This is a genomic window from Clostridium hydrogenum (genome assembly GCF_021432385.1).
Taxonomy (GTDB): Bacteria; Bacillota; Clostridia; order Clostridiales; family Clostridiaceae; genus Clostridium_S; species Clostridium_S hydrogenum.
Genome location: NZ_JAEACT010000002.1, coordinates 2,615,042 through 2,638,243, shown reverse-complemented (window position 1 = coordinate 2,638,243; position 23,202 = coordinate 2,615,042). Strand labels below are relative to the sequence as shown.

The 23,202-nt window shown below is 28.6% G+C and carries 18 protein-coding genes; 10 read left to right on the top strand and 8 right to left on the bottom strand.

Annotation, left to right across the window (positions count from 1 at the left end; genetic code table 11):
• Positions 1-2 precede the first annotated feature (2 nt).
• The 3 genes from CUEA01_RS12070 to CUEA01_RS12060 all read right to left on the bottom strand — a co-directional run bounded on the left by CUEA01_RS12070 (position 3) and on the right by CUEA01_RS12060 (position 3,624).
• Positions 3-1,013 (bottom strand): FAD:protein FMN transferase, encoded by a 1,011-nt coding sequence (locus CUEA01_RS12070; RefSeq protein WP_234121856.1) that lies wholly within the window; start codon positions 1,011-1,013, stop codon positions 3-5.
• 455 nt (positions 1,014-1,468) lie between these two features.
• Positions 1,469-2,938 carry a sensor histidine kinase gene (locus CUEA01_RS12065; RefSeq protein WP_234121855.1) on the bottom strand — a complete coding sequence of 490 codons (1,470 nt, stop codon included), beginning with the start codon at positions 2,936-2,938 and terminating at the stop codon, positions 1,469-1,471.
• The gene (locus CUEA01_RS12060) at positions 2,938-3,624 is read right to left on the bottom strand and encodes a response regulator transcription factor (RefSeq protein WP_234121854.1); all 687 of its coding nucleotides are present in this window, start codon (positions 3,622-3,624) and stop codon (positions 2,938-2,940) included. Before CUEA01_RS12060 ends, CUEA01_RS12065 begins: the two co-directional genes overlap by 1 nt.
• A 202-nt stretch (positions 3,625-3,826) precedes the next feature.
• Here CUEA01_RS12060 and CUEA01_RS12055 point away from each other — a divergent pair, with 202 nt between their 5' ends.
• Positions 3,827-4,594, top strand: coding sequence for a YdcF family protein (locus tag CUEA01_RS12055; RefSeq protein WP_234121853.1), 768 nt, complete (start codon positions 3,827-3,829; stop codon positions 4,592-4,594).
• 103 nt (positions 4,595-4,697) lie between these two features.
• Positions 4,698-5,567 carry a DUF1002 domain-containing protein gene (locus CUEA01_RS12050; protein WP_234121852.1) on the top strand — a complete coding sequence of 290 codons (870 nt, stop codon included), beginning with the start codon at positions 4,698-4,700 and terminating at the stop codon, positions 5,565-5,567.
• Between the two features lie 392 nt (positions 5,568-5,959).
• Here CUEA01_RS12050 and CUEA01_RS12045 read toward each other — a convergent pair whose 3' ends face one another.
• From CUEA01_RS12045 to CUEA01_RS12035, 3 genes are read right to left on the bottom strand one after another with little or no spacing between them, the layout of a single operon-like run.
• A complete protein-coding gene (locus tag CUEA01_RS12045; protein WP_234121851.1) occupies positions 5,960-7,744 on the bottom strand; it encodes an ABC transporter ATP-binding protein in 1,785 nt (594 codons plus the stop codon).
• Positions 7,695-9,437 carry an ABC transporter ATP-binding protein gene (locus CUEA01_RS12040; protein WP_234121850.1) on the bottom strand — a complete coding sequence of 581 codons (1,743 nt, stop codon included), beginning with the start codon at positions 9,435-9,437 and terminating at the stop codon, positions 7,695-7,697. Before CUEA01_RS12040 ends, CUEA01_RS12045 begins: the two co-directional genes overlap by 50 nt.
• On the bottom strand, positions 9,434-10,438 hold the full coding sequence (locus tag CUEA01_RS12035) for a LacI family DNA-binding transcriptional regulator (RefSeq protein ID WP_234121849.1): 1,005 nt from the start codon (positions 10,436-10,438) through the stop codon (positions 9,434-9,436). Before CUEA01_RS12035 ends, CUEA01_RS12040 begins: the two co-directional genes overlap by 4 nt.
• 491 nt (positions 10,439-10,929) lie before the next feature.
• On the opposite strand from CUEA01_RS12035, the gene CUEA01_RS12030 reads away from it, so the two are divergent.
• The 7 genes from CUEA01_RS12030 (at position 10,930) to CUEA01_RS12000 (ending at position 20,819) form a co-directional block, all read left to right on the top strand.
• The gene (locus CUEA01_RS12030; RefSeq protein WP_234121848.1) at positions 10,930-11,910 is read left to right on the top strand and encodes a glycosyltransferase family 2 protein; all 981 of its coding nucleotides are present in this window, start codon (positions 10,930-10,932) and stop codon (positions 11,908-11,910) included.
• A gap of 30 nt (positions 11,911-11,940) precedes the next feature.
• Positions 11,941-13,449: a glycan biosynthesis hexose transferase WsfD gene (wsfD, locus tag CUEA01_RS12025; protein WP_234121847.1), complete on the top strand. Its 1,509-nt coding sequence runs from the start codon at positions 11,941-11,943 to the stop codon at positions 13,447-13,449.
• A gap of 90 nt (positions 13,450-13,539) precedes the next feature.
• Entirely contained in the window at positions 13,540-13,893 is a 354-nt protein-coding gene (locus CUEA01_RS12020) for a hypothetical protein (protein ID WP_234121846.1), read from the top strand.
• A gap of 686 nt (positions 13,894-14,579) precedes the next feature.
• Complete coding sequence (locus CUEA01_RS12015) at positions 14,580-15,767, top strand: acyltransferase (protein ID WP_234121845.1); 1,188 nt, start codon at positions 14,580-14,582, stop codon at positions 15,765-15,767.
• On the top strand, positions 15,767-18,343 hold the full coding sequence (locus CUEA01_RS12010; protein ID WP_234121844.1) for a sensor histidine kinase: 2,577 nt from the start codon (positions 15,767-15,769) through the stop codon (positions 18,341-18,343). Before CUEA01_RS12015 ends, CUEA01_RS12010 begins: the two co-directional genes overlap by 1 nt.
• Positions 18,344-19,033, top strand: coding sequence for a response regulator transcription factor (locus tag CUEA01_RS12005; RefSeq protein WP_234121843.1), 690 nt, complete (start codon positions 18,344-18,346; stop codon positions 19,031-19,033).
• Complete coding sequence (locus CUEA01_RS12000; protein WP_234121842.1) at positions 19,011-20,819, top strand: HAMP domain-containing sensor histidine kinase; 1,809 nt, start codon at positions 19,011-19,013, stop codon at positions 20,817-20,819. The genes CUEA01_RS12005 and CUEA01_RS12000 overlap by 23 nt, the downstream gene beginning before the upstream one ends.
• 116 nt (positions 20,820-20,935) lie before the next feature.
• Here the strand turns inward: CUEA01_RS12000 and CUEA01_RS11995 are convergent, their stop codons facing one another.
• Complete coding sequence (locus CUEA01_RS11995) at positions 20,936-21,604, bottom strand: DUF1905 domain-containing protein (RefSeq protein WP_234121841.1); 669 nt, start codon at positions 21,602-21,604, stop codon at positions 20,936-20,938.
• A gap of 17 nt (positions 21,605-21,621) precedes the next feature.
• Positions 21,622-22,491 (bottom strand): AraC family transcriptional regulator, encoded by an 870-nt coding sequence (locus tag CUEA01_RS11990; protein WP_234121840.1) that lies wholly within the window; start codon positions 22,489-22,491, stop codon positions 21,622-21,624.
• 399 nt (positions 22,492-22,890) lie between these two features.
• Between CUEA01_RS11990 and CUEA01_RS25295 the strand changes: the two genes are divergently transcribed.
• On the top strand, positions 22,891-23,097 hold the full coding sequence (locus tag CUEA01_RS25295) for a jacalin-like lectin (RefSeq protein WP_407929254.1): 207 nt from the start codon (positions 22,891-22,893) through the stop codon (positions 23,095-23,097).
• Positions 23,098-23,202 lie beyond the last annotated feature (105 nt).

Here is a 23,202-nt window from a genome sequence, read left to right as displayed (position 1 = left end):
ATTTATAAGTCCTCCTGTAAATTAAAATTAGTATCTGTAAGTTTGAAATTATTCTTGATTCCAGAAGTTATACATACCTTTTTATCTTTAGTTATGAATACAGCATCTATACCGGCTGTTTCCTCTATTAATTTGAAGCCTTTCTTAAGTCCTAATATGTAAACTCCAGTGGATAGACCATCACCATCTATTGAATTATCTGAAATTATTGTAGTGCTTATAATCTCATTTTCAGCAGGATATCCTGTCTTTGAATTTATTATATGGTGAAATACTTTATTATTCTTTAAGGAATATCTTTCGTAACCTCCAGAAGTAACAACAGATTTATCATATAAATTTAATATTCCTACAAATTGACCTCTTTCGTTTAGTGGGTTTTGAACAGCTATGTTCCAGTTTTGATTATTTATTTTTTTCCCAACAGCATATATATTTCCGCCTAAATCAATTAACGCACTTTTTACTCCATACTTTTTAAAGATTGCTTTAATTTCATCGGCAGCATAACCTTTTGCTATTCCACCAACATCAAGACATTGATTACTTTTTCTTAGCATTATACTTCTGTTTTCATCATTAAAAAGAATATCTTCATAGTTTACAAGCTTTATTGCTTCTTTAATTTCATAATTAGTTGGAATTTTAAAATTGTCTTTTCCGATGTTCCATAGTTTTACTAATGGTCTTATAGTAGGATCAAAAGTTCCTTCAGAAAGTTTACTATAATATGCAGCTTTTTTTATTACAAAATAAGTATCAGGACTAACAACTTCAAATTTTTTGCCTGCACTGTTATTTATTTTTGAAAGTTCACTATAATTTTTAAAAGCAGACATTTTATCATCTATGTTATTAAGTCTTTTTTCTGCTTCATTTATTGAACGTTCAGCATATTTGCCATAAGCTGTAAGATTTATTATTGTTCCAAGGCAATAAAATTGTTTTGAAAAGGAAGGTTGTTCTATAGTAGATTTTTTAAAAAATGAATTTTTAAGTTTTTCTATAAGCATATCTCAGTTTCACCTCCAAAGGTTATTAAAGATAAATCTCTGTGAAACTTAAAATTTATTTGTACCAAAATGACATCTTCTGGGCATTATGGTTCAAATAAATTTTAATAGTTGAACTGGTTTATCTATATGAGTATATTTTAAATTATGAAACTTAGAAGAACTTTAATATTAGCTTAGAACTTGCTGAGAAAAATGAAAAGCAATTAGAACAGAGTACAAAGTACAGAGTACAGAGTACAATGAAGGAGGATTTACCTTTCCTTGCGTCAGGTAAATCTTAAACTTAAATTTTGTCAGCTTCGCTAAGCACCATATATGGTGCTTAGCGAAGCAATCAAAAAATAAGTTATAAGATTTTCTGTAGCAAAGCGGAAGAAAATCATCGTTCACTGTACTTTGTACTCTGTACTCCGTACTCTGAATAATGTTTAAAATTAGCACTGAATAATTTTTTATTGTAAAAGCCCTTGCAAGTATATATAAAAAGTAGTTCCTTGCCCTAAGGTGCTTTTTACATCAATTTTGCCATTATGGCTATCCACTATAGATTTTACAATAGATAATCCAAGACCGTAACCGCCGTACTGCCTTGAACGGTGAGACTCACTTCTAAAAAATCTATCAAATATTTTTGTTAAATCACCTTCTGATATGCCGGTTCCATTATCAGTTATTTTAAGAACTAATGAATTTTTATTTTCCATAACTTCTGAATCTAGTGAAATTGTAATGATACCTTCTTTTTCATCAGTATGATTTATGGCGTTTTGTACAAGATTGAAGATAACTTGCTTTATTTGATTTTTGTTTCCTAAAAAGTAAGCATTTCCATTTAAATTAAGATTTATTTTTCTAGTTTTAGCAAGCACATTTAATTGAGGATAAACTTCTTCTATTATGCTTTTCATATTTTCCTTTGACATTTCTACTTCTGCTTGCCTATCTAATCTAGTTAGCATTAAAAGTTCATTTACAAGTTCAGAAAGACGTTCACTTTCAGATAAAATGCTATTTAATGCCATATTTAGTTTCTTTTCATCTTTGGCAGCGCCCATAAGTAAAACTTCAACAAAGCCTCTAATAGATGTAAGTGGTGTTCGAAGTTCATGTGAGGCATCCGAAATAAATTGCTGCATTTTTAAATTTAAAGCATTTTCTTTTTTAAAGGAAGTTTCTATACGTTCAAGCATTCCATTAAAGGCTATTGATAAACTGTCTATTTCTAATTGCTTGTTGTTAATTGGAAGTCTTTTATTTAGTTCTTGAACGGTAATTTGTTCTACTGTATCTGTCATGCTATATAAAGGGGTTAAAGTCTTTTTTAGTACTGCACCACCTACGATACTACCTAAAATTAAAATAACAAGACAAGCTAATATGTAAGTAGAAAGTTGTTTATAAAGTATAGATAGAACAGGTTCTGCCTCGGTACTTAATTGAATTAGCCCAGAACTAGAATGTATATTGCCAATTTTTCGGAAGATAACTACATCTAGTTTGCCATTTATATTTTTTACTAATGTATATCCTTCAAGATTTCCTTCTTTATTCATTAATTTGATATAATCGTTTTTGCTAAGTTTTGGAGCTGGAATACCGTTTTTATACTTGCTTTCGGAATCTATTATATTTCCATAACTGTCTATAACGGAAGAAGTTATGTTAATATCAATGCTGTGTTCTATAAGTTCTTCTGAAACATTTATTACATCTTCTTCGGATTGAATGTTTGGTAAAACATTAGATAAATTGTGAATACGTGATTCTAATACTTGTTCTTTGCTTTTGCACAGGTATTGTTTCAAAGAAAAGTATTGAAATATTTCTATAGCTACAAGAAAGAGTATTAATAGTAAAAACATTCTTGATAAAAGTTGATATTTTAAGCTTTTTCTTTTAAATAAGTTAGTTAGAATTTTCATTATACAACCACCTTATATCCAACACCTCTTACAGTACGAATAATATTATGTTCTTTATCACCAAGTTTATCTCTTAAATACCTAATATAAACCTCAACAATATTTTCTTCACCGTTAAAGTCGTAACCCCAGACTTTTTCTAGAATAATACTTTTACTTAACACAAGACCATTATTATTAAGTAAATATTTCAGTAAGTTGTATTCTGTAGGTGATAAATTTAATAGCTCATTATTGAAACTTATTTCATGGGCTCCATCATCTACAATAAAATTTCCTATTGTAGTTTTGCTAGATACTTCTGGTGAAATAGTTCTAAGCCTAGCATTGATTCTTGCAAGTAGTTCTTTAAAGCTAAAAGGTTTAACCATGTAATCATCAGCACCAAGATTAAGACCAAGTACACGGTCGTCAATACTATCCTTTGCTGTTAACATTATAATGCAAACATTAATAGATTGCTTTATTTCACTGCAGACATCATAACCATTCATACCTGGCATCATTACATCAAGTATTATTAATTGGGGCTTTATCTCTAAAGCTTTAGATAATGCATCAATACCATTGCTGGCAGTATGTACAGTATAACCTTCATTCTCAAGTCCCATTTTTAAAAAGTCAACTATGTGTTCCTCGTCATCAACAACTAAGATATTAATTTCGCTTTTATTTAATAAAGACATAATTACTACTCCTTTTTAATTCTGATATATTCTTATTAACCTATTTTATCAAAATAATTTTGTATTTGTAACTTTTTTTATACTCTTTATTATTTTTTTTGTTATATAATTATGGATAAAGCATATTAAAGAAAATATCCGAAAGTTGGACTTGTTATTTTCTTTAATATGCCTAATGATAAATTTATAGGGAGAAAGTGTTATGAAAAGTAAACTTGGTATATTTTATTTAATATTAGGGTCATTATGTATTCTTTACTTCATAGGGTGCTTATGTTCCTTTGGATTTATAATTAATTTTTCTTCATTTTTTGCATTTGTTGGTTTAATGTTTATGGGAATAGGAATTTTTAAGCTGAGGATTAATGAAAATGAGATTGAAGGAGGGCTCATATACTTTATAAAAGGTTTTAAAATAATAGGAATAGTTTTTTTAATTTCCTTTGTTTTAATTGAAGGTGCTCTTGCATATAATTCTTTTGGTAGGTATAATAAAAAAGCTGATTTTGTAGTCGTGCTTGGTGCGGCAGTTAGAGGAAAAACTATGACCTTAGCATTATATCAAAGAATGGAGAAGAGCCTAGAATATTTAAATAAGTATCCAGATATAAAAGTTGTTGTTTCTGGTGGAAAAGGCCCGGGAGAGGATATACCAGAAGCTAAAGCTATGAAAGATTTTTTATTAGAACATGGTATAAGTGAAAATAGAATAATTGTTGAAGATAAATCTAAGAATACTATGCAAAATTTGAAGAACACCAAAAAAATACTTGATAAGTTATATGGAAAGCGTAAGTTTGAAATAGCCTTAGTTACAAACAACTTTCATATATTTCGTTCAAAAATGCTTGCAGAAAGATGTGGCTTTAAGGCTCATGGGGTACCTGCGCCAATTCATCCAGGAATTATACCTAATTCATATGTTAGAGAGTACTTTGCTGTAATAAAATCTTTTATATTTGATAGGTAAGGCATAATATATTTGTAAATTTCCTTACATTTATTATTGTTTTTTTTAGTGTATAATGTATAAAGTGTATTTTTAGATAAGAAAGTTTAAAGGAGAAATGATTATGAAATTTAAAACAAGTGTAAGTAAATTATTAGTAGTTATTGTTGCTGCATCGGTAATCGTTAGTGTACCAGTAAAAAAGGTTAATGCAGATGCTTTTAAAAGTGTTACTCTAGGTGGAGATTTATCCGATCAGCAAAAATCGGACATGCTTAAGTATTTTGGAGTTACAAAAAATGATGCAAATGTAATAGAAGTAAATATAGATGAAGAGAATAAATATCTAGGAAATGTTGCAACTAAAGCGCAGATAGGTACCAAATCAATATCATGTTCTTATGTAGTTCCAACAAGTAGTGGTGGATTAACTGTAAGTACACATAATATATATTGGGTTAATGCTAATATGATAAAAAATGCGTTAATTACAGCAGGCATACAAAATGCAGTTGTTGTAGCAGCAGCGCCTTTTAATGTATCTGGTACAGCTGCACTTACTGGAATATTAGAGGGTTTTGAAAGTAGTAAAAGTGGTACAAAGATAAGTGAAGCAAATAAAGAAGCAGCTAATCAGGAATTAGTAACTACAGGTGATTTGGGACAAAAGATAGGTAAAGATAAAGCAGCAGGACTCATGAATGAGGTTAAAAAGCAAGTAGTAGAACAAAAGCCTGAGAATAGTGATGAAACTAAAAAAATAGTGGAAAAGGTATTAAATGGTTATAACTATAATTTAAGTGATGCTGATATTAATAAAATAACAGATACAATGGACAAAATAAGCAAATTAAATTTAAATTATGATAAGATAAAAAATCAGTTAAATAGTGTTGCAGATAAGTTAAAAAGCACTTTAGAAAGTGACAAGGCTAAGAGCTTTTTTAGTAAGGTTTGGGATTCGATAACTGGATTCTTTTCAAGTCTTTTTTAAATAAACTATTATTCAAAGTACAGAGTACAAAGTACAAAGTACAGTGAAGGATGATTTTCTTTCGTTTCACTACAGAAAATCTTAAAACTTATTTTTTTATTGCTTACGCAATAGTACCATACATGGTGTTCAGCGAAGCTGACGACATTTAAGTTTAAGATTTACCTGACGTAAGTTTAGTGATATACAAAGTTTTATGGCACTACTATTGAAAATACTTCTACTAAGTTAAAGAACCTACATGGGCTTTACGCCCAAGCCCATAGTATGTGTATCCTTCATTGTACATTGTGAACTGTGCATTGTGAATTGAGTTAGTTCGCATTAACTGTTAAAGAAGAAATTAATAGAAAAGGGTTAAGGAACCTACATGGGCTGGTCAGCCCAAACCCCTAGCATGTGTGGGTGCTTTCTAAAACTAGCTGCCTATAGTACCCATCTTTTTTCATTAGTTCCGCGTGGTTTCCCATTTCAATAATTTCACCGTGTTTTAAAACAATTATTTTGTTAGCATTTCTTATGGTTGAAAGTCTGTGGGCAATAACTAAGGTTGTCTTTTCTTTTGTTACATTTTCAATTGCCTTTTGAATTAGTTTTTCAGTATGAGTATCAATATTCGCAGTTGCTTCATCTAGCACAAATATTGATGGATTGTGAGCTAAGGCCCTAGCAAAGGATAAAAGCTGTCTTTGTCCTGCTGAGAAGGTAATTCCTCTTTCCATGACTGGTTCATGAATTTTTCCAGGCATTTTATCTATAAAATTAGATGAGTAGGAGCTTTCAAGGGCTCTTTTTATAGAAACCTTATCTATGGAATCATTTAAAGTAATATTATTTTCTATATCCCCGGAAAATAAGAATACATCTTGTAGTACTACTGCCACGTTTCGTCTTAAATCTTCTAATTTTATATCATTAATATTTATACCATCAATTAGAATCTCGCCTTTTTGAATTTTATAAAATCCGCTTATAAGACTTATAATAGTGGTTTTACCTGCACCGGTTTCACCTACAAAAGCAGCGGTTTGACCTTTGTTTAGAGTAAAATTAAGATTCTTAAGTATCCAATCTTTATCATTGTACGAAAACCAGACGTTTTTAAACTCTATTTTCCCTTCCATGTGTTTCATTGGAGTTCCAAAATCAAGTTTTTCTAAGATATCTTTTTGATCTAGAAGTTCAAAAATTCTATCAGCTGATACCAAGGCGGATTGAATTGTAGTGTAGTTATCAGCAAGATCAGAAATGGGATCAAAAAATTGCCTTATGTAGCTAGTAAAGGCATATAAAACACCTATTTGAAGGGTGTGATTTTGAATTTTACCCATGCCGTACCATAAAATAAGTGCAATAGCTAAGTTTTGAAATACAGTAGATGCTGGTTTTAAAAAGCTGTTGAGCCAAACTTGAAATAAAGTTGCATCAAAATATTCATTATTAAGCTTAGTGAACTCCTCTTTTTTTTCTTTTTCACCTCTAAAAATTTGAACGAGTTTCATGCCAGATATATTTTCTGCCATAAAGCCATTTATTTTTCCTATTAAAGTTTTCATTATTGCAAAGTTCTTCTTAATTTTGGTTTTTAGCAAAAATATTACAAGAAACATAATTGGCACTACGGAAAGTGAAATTAAAGATAACTTTATATTTAAAGCGAGCATTGCGTAGATAATTCCAATTAGTAAGAAGATGTCTTGAAATAAACTTATTATTACATCCGTGTACATTTCGCTTACAGCTTCTACATCATTTGTGGCCCTTGTTATTAGACGTCCAGAGGATGTTTTATCTATATATGAAAGAGGAAGAAGCTGAATTGTTTTAAAAACATTACTTCTTAAGTTTTTCATAATTAATTGAGCTGCTGTGTTTATTAAATTGGCTTCACTTATTGCAAAAAATCCACCTAAGGCTACTATTACAAAATATAAAATTCCCATAGAAGTTATAGAATATAAGCCGTGCTGATGATGTTTGGCAACTAAAAAGTCATCAATTACCACCTTTAATATATATGGTTTTAGTAATTCGGCGGCATTTACTAAAAGAACACAAATTGCTGCAAGTATTATTTTTTTCATATGTGGTAAAGTTAACTTTAAAAGGCGTTTAAGCCCTTTAACCTTAAGAGGCTTCTGTGGTTTCGTTTTTGAATTGTTCTTTGTAGATATCATAGTATATGCCTCCTTTACTTAAAAGTTCATCATGGGTACCGCGCTCCTGTATAGTGCCTTCATTTAAAACAATTATTTCATCTGCAGCTTGAACTGCGGATAATCTGTGAGCGATTATTATTGAAGTTTTTTCTGCACGTAAATTTCTAAGGTTTTTTAATATTTTAGTTTCAGTTACAGCATCTACGGCTGAAAGTGAATCATCAAGTATTAATAAAGAAGGATTTTTAACAAGAGCCCTTGCGATGGAGACTCTTTGTTTCTGCCCTCCAGAAATATTTACTCCCCTTTCGCCAAGTATTGTATCAAAGCCATTTGGAAGTTCTACTATACTTTCATAAATGCAGCTTGCCTTGGAGGCATTTTCTACTTCTTTATCTGAATAAATATTTTTAAAGAATTTTATATTATCTTTTATACTAGCAGAGAATAAGAAATTATCTTGTGGAACGTAGCCAACGTCAGTTCTTAAAGCTTCAAGGGTATAGTCATTTATATCAGTGTCTGCTAGAATTATCTTATTATTTTCAACATTATACATTTTTAAAATAAGATTTATAAGTGTAGTTTTTCCCGAACCAGTTTTACCTACAATTCCAATGGTAGAACCCTTTTTTATATTAAGATTTATATTTTTCAAGACTTCTTTATTTGAACCTGGATATGTAAAGCTTAGATTATTAATTTTAATATCACCATCCACAGATTTATTTATCATTGCTTTACCATCAACTACGGAAGGCTTTACTATAAAAATTTTATTCAATCTTTTAAGGGAAGCCATTCCTCTTTGAATAACAACAATTACACGTCCTATAGACATGATTGGTGACATAATCATGGCAATATATGTGTTGAAGGCAACAAAATCTCCAAGGGATACACTGCCTTTTAAAACCATATTCCCACCTATGATTAAATTAGCCACAAAGCTTATGGTAAAACTAAGTTCTATTATTGGAGAAAGTGCGGAAGAAAGTCTAACCATTTTTAAATTTGCATTCATCATTTTATCATTAAGTTTTTCGAATTTTTTAACTTCAGCGTCCTCTTGGACATAAGCTTTTATTACTCTAATACCATTTATGTTTTCTTGAACTCTATCAGAGATATCAGCAAAGCTTTCCTGTACTTTTCTAAATCTTTGTTGAATGAGTTTGCTTATTCTTAACATTAAAATTACTATAAATGGTATTGGGATTAAACACATCAAGGTTAGTTTTAAGCTTACATCTGTTACCATAGAATAAATTGAAGATACACATATTACAAAGCCATTTATTGACATTGCAGTAGCTGGACCAAAGGTCATTCTGACAGCTGAAATATCGTTTATGGCATAAGCAATTAGATTACCTGTTTTTTGATTGTTATAGAACTCTGGAGATAGCTTTTGAAAGTGATCAAAAAGTTTTTCTCTTATATGATTTTCAAGTTTTCTTCCGCCGCCCATGATCATATTTCTCCATATGTAGGTTGAAACAAAGGTACAAAGAGCTATAAGTATAATGTAAAATATGTTTGTTTTAACTAACTTTTCGTTAAAATTATTTTGCTTTAGAATATCTATAGTATTTCCAAGCACTTTGGGAAATAACGTCTGTATATATGAAGAAGCCAGCATGAAAATAAAGCCTACAAAATATCTAAGCTTATTTTTCTTAAAAAAATTTAATATTATATTTTGTTTCATAAATTACCTCCCTTTGAAATGTTTTTAACAGAGTCTCTTTGCACTAAAAATCCATTTATAGTTATATTTTCATAGGGTTTCTGCGGATTATTAATTCTTTTTATGAGTAAATCTACGACGCTGCTACAAGAATATTCTATATTGGTATCTATAGTTGTAAGTGCAGGTATTGATATAGATGATATTTCGTGATTGCCGATACCTATTATAGATACATCCTCTGGTACCTTAAAATTATTTTCATGAAGCAGTTTTATTATTTTTAGTGCAGTTAAATCACCCTGACACATTAAAGCTGTTGGTCTATTTTTTTGACCTAATATTTTTAATAAAGTTTTATCAAGGTCATTACTTTTAATATCAATAAAAAAATCTGTATTTATTGGAACGTTACATTTATTCATAGCTGTTTTCATTCCAAGTAATTTTTCACCGCATATGTATGTGGATAAGTTTCCAACAAAACCTATATTTTTATGTCCATTGCTAAGCAAATAATTGCATTGTTTATATGCAAGGTTAGTATAATTAAATCTCACAGTATCGCAATCAAGGGAAGGGGAATAGCCTTTAAATAAAACTTGGCAAGGTATTTTTTCTTTTAAAAAATTAATATAATCTTCATTGAATTTACCTAGAAATAGTAGTCCATCAAAAAAGTTACCTTTTAAAATTTTACATGGAATTTCTTGTCCATTTTGTTTATTCTTTGGAATAAATTCTATGCTATACTCAGCATGTCTCTTTTGGAGTTCTGTTTCTATATATTGCAGAGTGAGGTTAAAATTTGAGTTGTCTTGTAAGTCTTGTTTTTCATGAAGAATTAAAATACTAACGTTATTTTTTTGCTTATAATAACCTAAAGCTTTAGCCTTAAAAATGATTTTATCTCTAAGTTCTTTGCTTACGCCTTCTTCACCTCTTAGAGCTCGGCTAACTGTAATTGCGGATACTTGCATTTCTTTAGCTATATCAGATATAGTGACTTTTTTATACTTCAATATGCTAAATACCTCCTTTAAGATGTCTTAATTAAATCTATAGATTTATTATAGATAATTAATTATAAAAAATCAACGTTAAAAATATTTGAAATATAACGTTAAGTTCACTGCTTAATTAAAACATAGGAAAAATTAATTTTCGATAGAGCGATAGATAATAGGGATAGGTTTCGTATATATAGATGTAAAGATATACCAAGGTGAAACTTAAAATTCATTTGTATAAAAATGCCGTCTCCTGGGCATTATGGTGCATATGAGTTTTAGTAGTTGAGCTGGTATAGCTATAAAGATAAAACTTTTGTTAAGAAAATCTTAATAATTTTATGTGTAGGTTTTTAACTTTTATAATTTATAATTAATTATGTATTATGGAATTATTGTAAATAATATATTATAATTGTCAAGAATATATTATAAATGAAACTTTTATGGTAGTTAAAGTATCTAATATTTGGATGGAAAAACATATTTGAGAGGAGAAGTAGATGGAAAATAGAGAAGTATATTCAATTATAGTGCCTTTATATAATGAAGAAGTTGTAATTGAAGAAAGTTACAGAAGGATAAAGGCAGTAATGGAATCAACCAAGGAAGGTTATGAAATCATATTTGTAAATGATGGAAGTAGGGATAAAACAAGATATATAGCTGAAAATTTATGCTTGGAAGATAAAACTATAAAACTTATTAATTTTTCTAGAAATTTTGGTCATCAAGCAGCTATAACAGCAGGTATGAATGAAGCATTAGGGGATGCAGTTGTTGTAATTGACGCAGATTTGCAGGACCCACCAGAAGTTATATTAGAGATGATTAAAAAGTGGAAACAGGGGTATGACGTTGTATATGGTAAGAGAACAAAAAGAGAAGGAGAGAAGTTTTTAAAGAAATTTACTGCAAAAGTATTTTATAGAATACTTAAAAACATGACAAGTGTAGATATACCAGTTGATACAGGAGATTTTAGACTTATAGATAGAAAGGTATGTGATGCATTAAATTCGCTGCCAGAGAAAAATAGATATGTAAGAGGACTTGTAAGTTGGGTAGGCTATAAGCAAACCTTTGTGGAATTTACGCGTCAAGGAAGATTTGCAGGAGAAACTAAGTATCCTTTCAAAAAAATGATCAAATTGGCTTTAGATGGTATAACCTCTTTTTCATATAAACCAATTACAATGATAGGAAGTTTTGGTGGTTTCATTTTCTTTATTGGAATTATTTCTACCCTTGGTGTTTTAATAAAAAATATATCTTCAAAAACAGCTGTATTAAGTTTAGGTTTAATTATGGCAGTTAATTTTATTATGTTTGGATTAATATTTATAAGCATTGGTATTATGGGAGAATACATAGGTAGAATTTCAGATGAGGCTAAGGAAAGGCCAATGTATATAATAGAAAGTAAAATAAGTTATGAAAATAAAATGAATTTATACAATACTGAAAAAAATGAGGTGTCATAAAAATTTTTTGTTTTGAAAGGATATTGACTAATGAAATTAGTACTACAAAAATTAAAGTATATAAAAAATAATTATTTAATTGAGACAATAATTTTAATTATAATAGGAATTATATTGTTAAATACACTATTTATTTACCCTGTAATGGGGAGATTTAACAATGGAGATTTTGATAGGCTCATGGTATATGGCGGCTTAAGTGAAATTGCAAATAAATATAGTAAGATTTATGATAACTTTTTTCATATTAAATATGTAATAACAGATCCAGGTGTGCTTTTACCTTTTTACTGGGATTGGGTTTCTGAAGCTATACTTGTAAAAATAGCAGTAATACTTTCTTTAGTTGCCCATGCCTTTACATCTAAGGTATTTGACATTAGATTTTTAGCATTTATTTATTGTGCAATATTTTTAACTGGAAATTTTTTGATATTAAGTTATAAAAGATTTTCTAAAGTAACTAAAATTGTAGCAGGAGCATTTATTATTTTATTTTTTACTAGTACATGCTATATTGCATATTTTAATTCTTTTTATGGAGAAGCTGCAACAATAGTTTTTTTCTTTCTCAATATAGGAACTTATTTATATTTAATAACTAGAGACAAGCCCAAAATAAAAGATTTTATCTGCTTTTTTATAGCATCGGGAGCATTTTTAACTGCTAAATCACAAAATTTGCCCTTGCTTGTTTTTATGCTAATTATATATGGAAGCTTGTACTTTTTCTATAGAGAAGCAAACTATAGAAAAAGTATTTTAATAGGCTCCATAGTTGTAGTTGCATTTTGTTGTATTTCATATGGGTCATTAACAGATACGATTAAAGAAAATAACATATTTCAATCAGTTTTTAGAGGGATTCTTCTAAACTCAAAGCACCCTGAAAAAGATTTGCAGGAACTTGGCATAGATAAAAAATTTGTGGCATATGATGGACATTCTTTTTATAATAAGGACAAAGGACTTGACCCAATGGGAAAAGATATGTTAAAAGAGTTTTACCCTAAGGTCTCTAACTTAAAAATACTTGGCTTTTATTTGAGACATTTAGATGTAACCTGGGAAAGGATAAAAGATGCAGCAAATAATACGTATGCTTTCAGTGATCCAGGAAAGTGGAGTTTTCAAAAAGGTCAATTTGATTCTAAGAAAATGGTCAATAATTTTAGAACTAAGCTTATAGACAAATTTGATAATCTTCATAAGGGTGATTATTTATACAAATTTCATGATTTTTATAAGAATGTTTATGTATATATAGTATTTTCAATTATTTATTTAGGTATTTCATTATTCTATCTTATAAAGAGTAAAGAAAGGGATATAAAGCTTTTAAATTTGATGCTGATATTTATTTTAATTACTGGATCATCTCAGTTTATATTGCCAATGATAGGCGCTGGACATGGAGATTTTGGAAAACACTTATTTTTGCTTAATTTATCTTATGATATAATGCTCGGTATTGCTGTAGCTTGGTGCACACAAATGCTTTCAAGAGTATTTATTTTTTTGAAAGGTTTATCTAAATAGATATGCAACTTAGAAATTAATGGAGAGCTGTGGGATTCAGAGGAAATAGCAATTTTTGCTGTAGTAGCAGTCTTTGTAGTTATACTGATTTTGTTTGAATTCTTAATTCTTTATTTTGCCGTATTTAGACGATTTAAAAAAATAAGTGTGGAATTAACTGATGAGGCTATTATATATAACAACATTAAAGGGACGACAGTTATTCCGTATAATGAAATAACTGAAGTTAAATTTATGCTAGTTATTCTTTCATATATACTTCCTATTGTTGTATTTGTTATTTGTGAAATAATATTAGGCAGAAATATAGCTAAAAAATCTAATAGAGAAAATTTTTACGTTCCTAATAGGGACAAGGCTCTTGAGGCTAAAGTATATATAAGGGCATATGTAATATATTCGATTATATATGTAATAGGAGCGGTAGTATTGCTTATTGCATAGACATATAATAAAAATACAATAAAGTGGCTGTTGCACAAAATTATTTTATACACAAATTTTAAATATTGCGAAGCAACTCAAGTGAAGGTTTTTAACTATGCTTTGCACGTTAAAAGGTTAACTTTTTCACTATGTGAAAAGTGAAGGGTTTGACATAGCTACGCTTGTCAAAGGTGAAGGATTTTGCCTTCGGTAAAAAGTAAATGTTGATTTTCCTCCGCTTTGCTATGGAAAATCTTTAATTTATAATTTTTCCGTAGCAAGACGGAGGAAAAATAACCTTAACTTTCGGCTTTAGGTCTGTAGTCTACTGAGTTTTAGTAATGTTACTATTTAAAGTACTTATCTATGGTTAAAGAACCTACATGGTCTTATGCCCAAACCCCTAGTATGTGTACCTTTAACGTGTATAGCATTGTTAAACCCTTCACTTGATTTAGTTCGCAATAATTTTGAGTTGTGTATTAAATAATTTTAGTGCGACAGCCTTTTTATTGTGTGTTTTTTTCGGGCTATTGCTTAAATAAGTGTTGATTTTCACACTTATTTAAGCAATAGCTTCCTTTAGTATGTTAGGCTATTTTTTTATAACGTTCTTAAGAAAATCTTAATAATCTTTTATGCTAATTTGTAATTTTTCATACCTAAAATTTAAAGTGAAGAGTAAAGTTTAGGATGTGAAAATTATGAAAGCTATAGTGTTAAACAGTAATAAGAGATTAAAAGAAATTGATATACTAAAGGCTGCTGCATTTGTATTTGTAGTAGCTCAGCATACTATTGGAGGATATTCTAATGGTAAAAACTTAAGCCTTTTAGAATATTCTATTTTGAAATTTTTATATGTTTCTGCAAAGCCAGCTGTACCTATATTTTTATTTATAAGTGGGGTTTTATTTTTTAAAGTATACGAAGAAAAACTAGATATAAAAAAATTTTATTTAAAGAAAATTAAATATATACTTATTCCATATATAATTTGGTCTAGTTTAAATATGTATTTTCTGAAAAACACAGACCGTTTTAAAGATTTTATTATTGAAATTATTGGGGGCAATGGAGCTTATCATCTTTGGTATATGGGAATGATTGTAAGGCTTTATTTAATATTTCCCTTGATTTTTTACGCAGCTAAAAAAATTCATAAAAGCAACATTGTAATTAGAATGGTTACTTTTATAAGTCTTATTGTGTTGTATTATGAGGTAAGCAAATACAACAATGTAATAAGTGATTATGTTGGAAAAATGATATTTGGAAAGCCAACAGAGCTTGAGATGAGAATTGTGAATATTTCTTTTATATTTTGGTATTTGTATTTTGCACTTGGTATATATGTAGGTTTAAATTATGATTTTATCAAACAAAAGTTGCTTAAGTCCAAGCTATTGATATTTATAATTTATGTATTTCTTTTAATTTATGCATATTTAAATGAAACTAACTCAATTGGTTTTATAAGAAGTTTATCTATAGCATATTATTGCTTTTCAATATTAGCAGTTTATTTGGGTTCTATAATGCTTTCGGAAAGGATAAAAATATATAAAATTATGAGTTTTGTAAGTAAGTATTCGTTTAGTGCATATATGTTACATATTATAGTTATTAACTATGTAGTACAATATTTAAGGAGCAAATTGTTTATGAGTGATTATTTGATGCTAGGAATTTTATCATGTATTTTAGTGGCTATAATTTCACCAATTATAATAAAATGTTTGAGTTTTGTTCCTTTTTCAAGTTACATTACTGGAGTTAAATGTTCAAAAATTAAGTTAAGTAATTATGGATTTGAAATAAAAATTTGGAGAAATACGCAAAAGGGTAGTAGAATTATTTATAAGGCTGGAAGTTATAAAGTTGAAGGGTAGTGGATGGATTGCTCTCTAGGTTAAAGAAAATTTTTATAGGAAGTATTTTGAGAAGAGTTGTTTTGATTATAATACTATTGGTAATAGCAGCTATAGTAAGCTATGATTTTTATTCAAGCGGAAAAGTTATGTATCTAGAAAGTAAAAATGAAATATTAGAATATAAATTAAACAGTATGATTGATGGATATGAAAAAAATTTAGATAAATATATGAGATGCTGGGAAGTTGAAGATCCAGTTGGCATATGGGAATGTTATATAGATAGTAATTTGAACAGGATTAAACCAATAGCTGGAGTTAGGTATGTTGCTGTAAATAATATAAATGGTAAATTATTTTGGGACTATTGGCCAATGAAATATTATCTGCAATATGGAACAAAAGAAGCTAGTTTTAATAAAAATAATATTGAAACTTATATAAGCAAAAATTCTTATAAGTATATTAAATATGGATATAGTGGAAGTGAATATATTAAAAAGCTTCCCCAAAATTCATCAGATAAGAAAATTGCTACTGCAAATTGGACAGTCTATTATTGGTTTGATAAAAGGGATAACTCAGTAGATAAGGTGTTAAATGATATAAATTCAAATGTACATAATGCACGCAAGACCATGGCATTAATATGTGTATTGTATATAGCTATAGCAATATATTTGATTTCATTTCTTGTTTATATAAAAAGATTTGGTATAAAAGGAATATTAATTGAGATAAAAACTAAAATTAGAAAAATTAAATTTATGCTTGGGAAACTATTTTTTTGGAATACATTAAAAAAATTATTGAGAATTATTGAAAAAATTTTTGTGGGCAGTCTATTAAGAAGGATTGTTATAGTTGTTATTTTATCCATAGCAGCAGGAACCACAAGTTATAATTTTTATAAAAGTAGAAATTATGAAAATTTAAAAGATAGAAATCTAATATTAAAAGAGAAATTACATGAATTGAGTCAAGAATATAACAAGGCATTTTATAAATATACAAATTATTTTTGGAATATTTCAGATGGTAAAATTAAGGAGAAAGATTTTGAGAAACATGATTTTAGTGATGCTGGTAAAGATACTTACATGATTAGGTTTGTAATTATAGATAATAGAAATGGCAATGTATATTGGGATTATTGGGCACTTGCAAATATGAAAATATATAAAGAAGATAAAAATGTGATTGATAAAAATATTGAAGGATATGTAAGGAAAAATTCACAAGTGTATAATGTGGAATCAGATGGAAGTGCGGCTTCTATTCCAAGCCCTAAATATACTGAACTTACAGGAGCACAAATTGAAGTAAGCGATTTAACAATATATTACTGGATTGATAAAAGGGATGCTGCTGGAGATACTTTAATATTTAATGTAGATTTAAAAATTGAGAAGGCACATAAAATTGTAAAAATAATAAGTATACTAGTTGTAATTGATTTTTTATATTTAATATTATTTGTTATATATATAAAGAAATTTGGCATAAAAAAGTTTATTAAAAGTGTTGTAAATGATGCTATACAATTAAAGGAAAATTATAATTTAGTTTGTGAAAAACTATCCTTCCAAGGACCATATAAAAAATCTTGTATTATATTCATGACTACAATAATTTTTTATTTATTGGTTAAAAATTCTTTGTATCCTGATGGAGAAGCAACGTTGCATTTTTTATTTATAATTTTCGTTTTTGCATTATTTTTACTATCGTTAAAAAAGATAAAGTATTTTAAGTTTGTTTTAGAATATACAGAGAAGCTATCAAATGGTAATTTATCGCTTAATATTGAAAAAAACAAGGATTCTGATATGGACAAGCTGACTAATAGTATAAACTCAATAAAACTTGGTTATGAAGAAGCTTTTAAAAATCAAATAAAAACTGAAATTGCAAAAACAGAACTAATAGCAAATGTTTCACATGACCTCAAAACTCCACTTACATCAATATTATCCTATGCGGATTTGATTAAAAGGGACAATTTATCTCTTGAAGAAAAGCAGGATTACATGAAAATAGTAGATATGAAGACTGAAAAATTAAGCATACTTATAAATGATTTAATCGAGGTTTCTGAAGTAAATAATGGGAAAATACAGCTTCATAAGGAAGAAGTAGATATAATAGCTTTAATATATCAGGTTATAGGGGAATGTTCAAATTATCATGAAGAGAAGAAGATTAAATTTAAAGTTAAGAGCTTTGATGAGAAGGTTATGCTTTGTGTTGATGGAAAGAGGATGTCGAGACTAATTGGAAATGTTATATCTAATTCAATAAAGTATTCTATGCCAAATACTAATGTTTATGTAGAAATAAAAAAGGAAAGTGACCAAATAATAATAGCGTTTAAAAGTATTTCAGAAAATGAGATGCAATTTGATGTGAAGGAGATTTTTGAAAGATTTAAAAGGGGAGATGAATCTAGAAATTCAAAGGTTGAAGGTTCTGGGCTTGGTCTTGCTATTGCAAAGGGTATAGCTGAACTGCATGGGGGAAGAATGTATGCTGAAAAAGAAGGGGATATGTTTAAAATGTATCTTATATTAAAACAGGATTTGGAGGCAGATTAAATGAAGCAAAAAGTACTTATTGTAGATGACGAGAAGGAAATAAGAGATGCTATTGAAATATATTTGAGGGGAACAGAAATCGAAGTTATTAAAGCTGAAGATGGAATTGAAGCCCTTGAAATACTAGGAAAGGAAGATATTCAATTAATAGTTTTAGATGTTATGATGCCTAAGCTAGATGGAATTAGGACATGCCTCAAAATAAGAGAAAGCAAGAATATCCCCATAATAATGCTCTCTGCAAAAACTGAAGATGTTGATAAAATTTTGGGACTTAATGTTGGTGCGGATGATTATGTAACTAAACCCTTTAATCCCTTGGAACTTATTGCAAGAATAAAATCTCAGCTTAGAAGATATCTAGTGCTTGGAGAAGGAGAAATAAGTAGTGATGAAATAAAGATAAAGGGCTTAGAAATAAGCAGGGAGAAAAATAGAGTTGTTGTTGATGGCGAGGAAGTTAGTTTAACCCCACTTGAATTTAAAATACTTCTTTTACTTGCAGAAAATCCTGGAAGAGTTTTTTCTATAAGACAAATATATGAAAATGTGTGGAATGAAACATTTTATAAAAGTGAAAATACGGTTACGGTGCATATAAGAAGGATAAGAGAGAAAATAGAAATAAATCCTAAGGAACCTAAGTACATAAAGGTGGTGTGGGGAGTTGGATATAAGATGGAAAAGTAAGTTTAAAAGGATGCTTATTGGGGGTGTTATAAGGCAGATAATTGTAATTATAATTTTATCTATTGTCGGAGTAACAGCTTTGACAAGGCTTATTATCAGTGATAGACAATATTTAAAGTTTAAAGATGATTTAAATTTAGATTATATTTTAAATGTAAGTGATAAATTAAGTGAGGAAATAGGACAATATGTTAATTGGTATGACGATATAATTGACGGGAAAATTAGTCAAAATGAGTTTGGAAAACATTCATTTAAAGATAGTAGGGTAAAATATAATTATATCAGTTTTGCGTTTGTAGATAGGAAAACGCAAAAAATATATGTAAATACTAGTGATTATAGTTTTGAAAAAGATGAGTTACAGAATGATTTAAATCGAACTAAGAATATAGAAGCGTATATAAAAAAATATGCTTTGATTTATTATAAAGCTGATCATATAGATACATTTTCACCATTTGGCGAAATTTATATAAGGAAAGACCATGAAAAAATCAAACCGTACAGTAAGAAGCTCCAAAGGTTTACAGAATATTATTGGCTTGATAAAAGAAATACTGATAATCAAGATAGTATCTATAAGTTATACGGTAATATGTACAGAGCTTGGATAGAACTTGCATATAGCATGTTGTGGTTTCTTATTTTAATTTTTTTTATTATACATTTAAGAAAAAAAGGATTTGAAGAGATAAAGTTAAGTACAAAAATAGAAATCCAGTCATTACAATTAGCCTTAGAGGATTCAATATTAGCAACTAAACGGATTGGAAAAATATCAATTAAAGCACTAAATTTAGTATTGGAAAAGCTTATAATACAAAATTTAACTTTAAGATATATTTTAATGCTAATTTTAGCAATTGCTTTTTTTACAATTTCATTGATTGCTTTTTCTTTAAATTTTTTTGAGAATTATGCAGTAGATGCTTTTATAATTTATTTAATTCTACTTTTCTTCTATGTAATGAAAAAGGTAAATTATTTTAATTATATTTTAAAAAGCACACATAAAATTTCGACAGGAGATTTTTCAATAGAATTAAAGGAAAAAGGAGATAAAGATTTAGTAAAACTTGCTCATAACATAAACTTAATAAAGGGTAATTATGAACAGGTATTACAAGAAAGAATAAAGGATGAAAAATTAAAATCAGAAATTGTCCTAAATGTATCTAATAATTTAAAATTACCAGTAAACTCTATAAAAAATTATATAAAGCTTTATCAAAATGAAAATGCTTTAGAAGTGGAAAAGAATGAATATATAGATATTATCTACAATAAGGCAAAAAAATTAAAGTTCCTTATTGAAAATTTATTTGAGGTTTCAAAGCTAAATAGCGGAAAAGTTGAACTTCACAAGGAAAAAATAGATATTGTAGCACTTATATATCAAGTAATAGGAGAGACTTCCTTTGATTACACTGAAAAAAATATTAAGTTTATAGTAGACAGCTTTAAGGAAGAAATTATTATTAATGTTGATGCTAAGAAAATATCAAAGCTTATGGAAAACTTAATATCAAATGCACTAAAGTATTCGGTAGCAAATACAAGAGTTTATATTGATATAAATCAGGAACAGGATAAGATCAAAATCTCAATAAAAAATGTGGCAGATTATGAATTGAATGCTGATGAAAATAAAAAAGTAAAACTTAAAAATCCTGGTTTTGGACTTGTTATAGCAAATGGTATAGCAGAGCTTCATGGTGGAAGTGTTAAGATTGAAGGTGAAGGGGACTTGTTTAAGGTGTATTTAAAGATAAAGTACTGTTAAACTTGAAACTTGCAAATTACAATTTAATCAGTTGATAGTTGACAGAAGACAAATATCCACTATCAACTATCATCTTCTCATCGGTAAATTGTAACTTTTATATTTCAAGTTACAACTTATGTTATACTAATTTCTATATAACTAATAATGTTTTCATATTGATAGTTGTCCATAATATCCACTGATGGGTCATAAAATATACCATCAAAATAAACTAAAAGATGATTTTTTTTATTGCCTCTTGCATTTATAATACAACACTTTGGAAATTGAATTTTTTGACCATGAGTATAAACAGGTTTATTATGCGAAATTCCAAAATAATCAAGAGTTTCGAGAACCTTACTTATACTAGCCTGATATTTTGTACTTTTCATTATTTTTACTACTTCATCAACAGAAATACCAGCAAGCATCGCAACACATGTTTGCCCACAGTAGCCACTCTTTTCTTGTTTTAAATATTTGATTTTATCTATACGTCTTATAGGGTTGTCCTTAGTATAGAGGCTACTATTGTTTATTCTTGTTAATTGATCTAATATATTAAATTGAACGGAATATTCATTACTTAAACTTAATTTGTTAAAAACATCTTTTGCAACTGGAATTACATAATTTCCATTACCCTTAGGAATAAGCTTACATTCAAAACTTATTTTCTCAACAAAAACTTTAACAGGAATCAGACCTTTTTTACCACAAGTATCCCAAACATTAAAAGGGATTTTTATAAATATTCTGTTACCATCCTTATAATACCCTGAATTAAATGAATAGATCATATTATATTACCTTTCTGCTATTTTTTAATAACTGCAATCCAAACTTCTTGACGATTTTCCTGCATATAACATTCGATAACTGGAAGGTCAGCCAATTCATATTGTGAATTAGGAAGCCATTCACTGTAAAATTGTTTATAAACCTTTTGTGTTGCATCTGGTAATTCTCCATTAGCTTCAAAAATTGCCCATGTTGCAGTAGGATAAGAAAATTCCTTCATTCCTTCAAGTAGTTGAACATGTTTACAGTTTGGGGCATCAACATGATTTGTTACTGCAATAATATATTCCATTTCCTCTGATGATCCCCATTGCCCTCCTTGAGCGATTCCTAAAAATCCTGCTGGTCTATAGTCAGGAAAATTCTCAAGAAACATTTTCATAGTTCCAGCTTTCCATGAGTTTTCCCAAATCTGTGGGATTACTTCAAAAGCTTCTGATGTTTTTATTTTGTGTGATACTCCCATTACTTTAAATGCTGGCCATTCTTCAATTTGATAATTCATATAATTTTCTCCTCGTATCGTAATTTGGAAGGAAAGCTTAGGACAGGATTTCAATTGAACTGTTTTGTTTCGAACATTTGAAGGCAGTACTCCATGAAAATTTTTAAATGCTCTTGTAAATGAATCTTGAGATTCATATCCATACTTTAAAGAAATATCAACTATTCTTTCTGTACTATCTAATAAATCAAAGGCTGCCATTGTCAATCTTCTATTTCTTATATATTCAGATAATGGCTTTTCTGCTATATATGAAAACATTCTTTGAAAATTATAAACAGAGCACATGGCAATTTTTGAAATAGTTTCATAGGATATTTCACCTGCAAGGTTTTCTTCTATGTAGTTTATTGCATCATTTAATTGCTTAACCCAATCCATTCTTATCACTCCCAATTCAATCATATCTTTTTCAAGATAACTTTACTCGACATTTTGTGCCGCATTTTGTAGCTTCATAAATTTTGATTTATCTTGCTTTAATTTATCGTTATTTTAGATAATGCTTATTATAACATATTTTAGAAAACACCATATAAGTTACATGATTTTTATCTGAAATATTTCAAATAAAGTACATTTTTTCAAAGAAAATGGTGTAATAAGTAAAAAATAAATTTAATTTTATATTTAGATTTTTAGCTTAAATATCAAGTAGTAGGAGGTTACTTATGAAATTTAACAAGAAATTAAAACTAATCTTTACTTTAAGCTTATCAGTTATGAAGCAAGACGTGATAATATAGTTCAACTTCATTTACGTACGGAGATAGTACTGAAATATATAACGGTGGTACAGGCAGGGATAGAATATTTTATGCTAAATTTACAACTAATAAGGGACAAACTTTAGAAGGCGGTACACAAACTGATGATAGAGTAACTTTTACAGCACTAAGTGGATGGTATATAGCAGGATTATTTGGACGTTCTGAGGATGAAGTAGATAAACTTGGAGTTATTTATAACCAATTTCACAGTCTTTAAATATTGAGAACCTTTATTTAGAGTAGAGAGCAGAGTGAAGGATGATTTATCTTTCGCGATTTTGAAGTTTCAAGCGGTATATCTCTATAAAACTTGGAAAGTAAT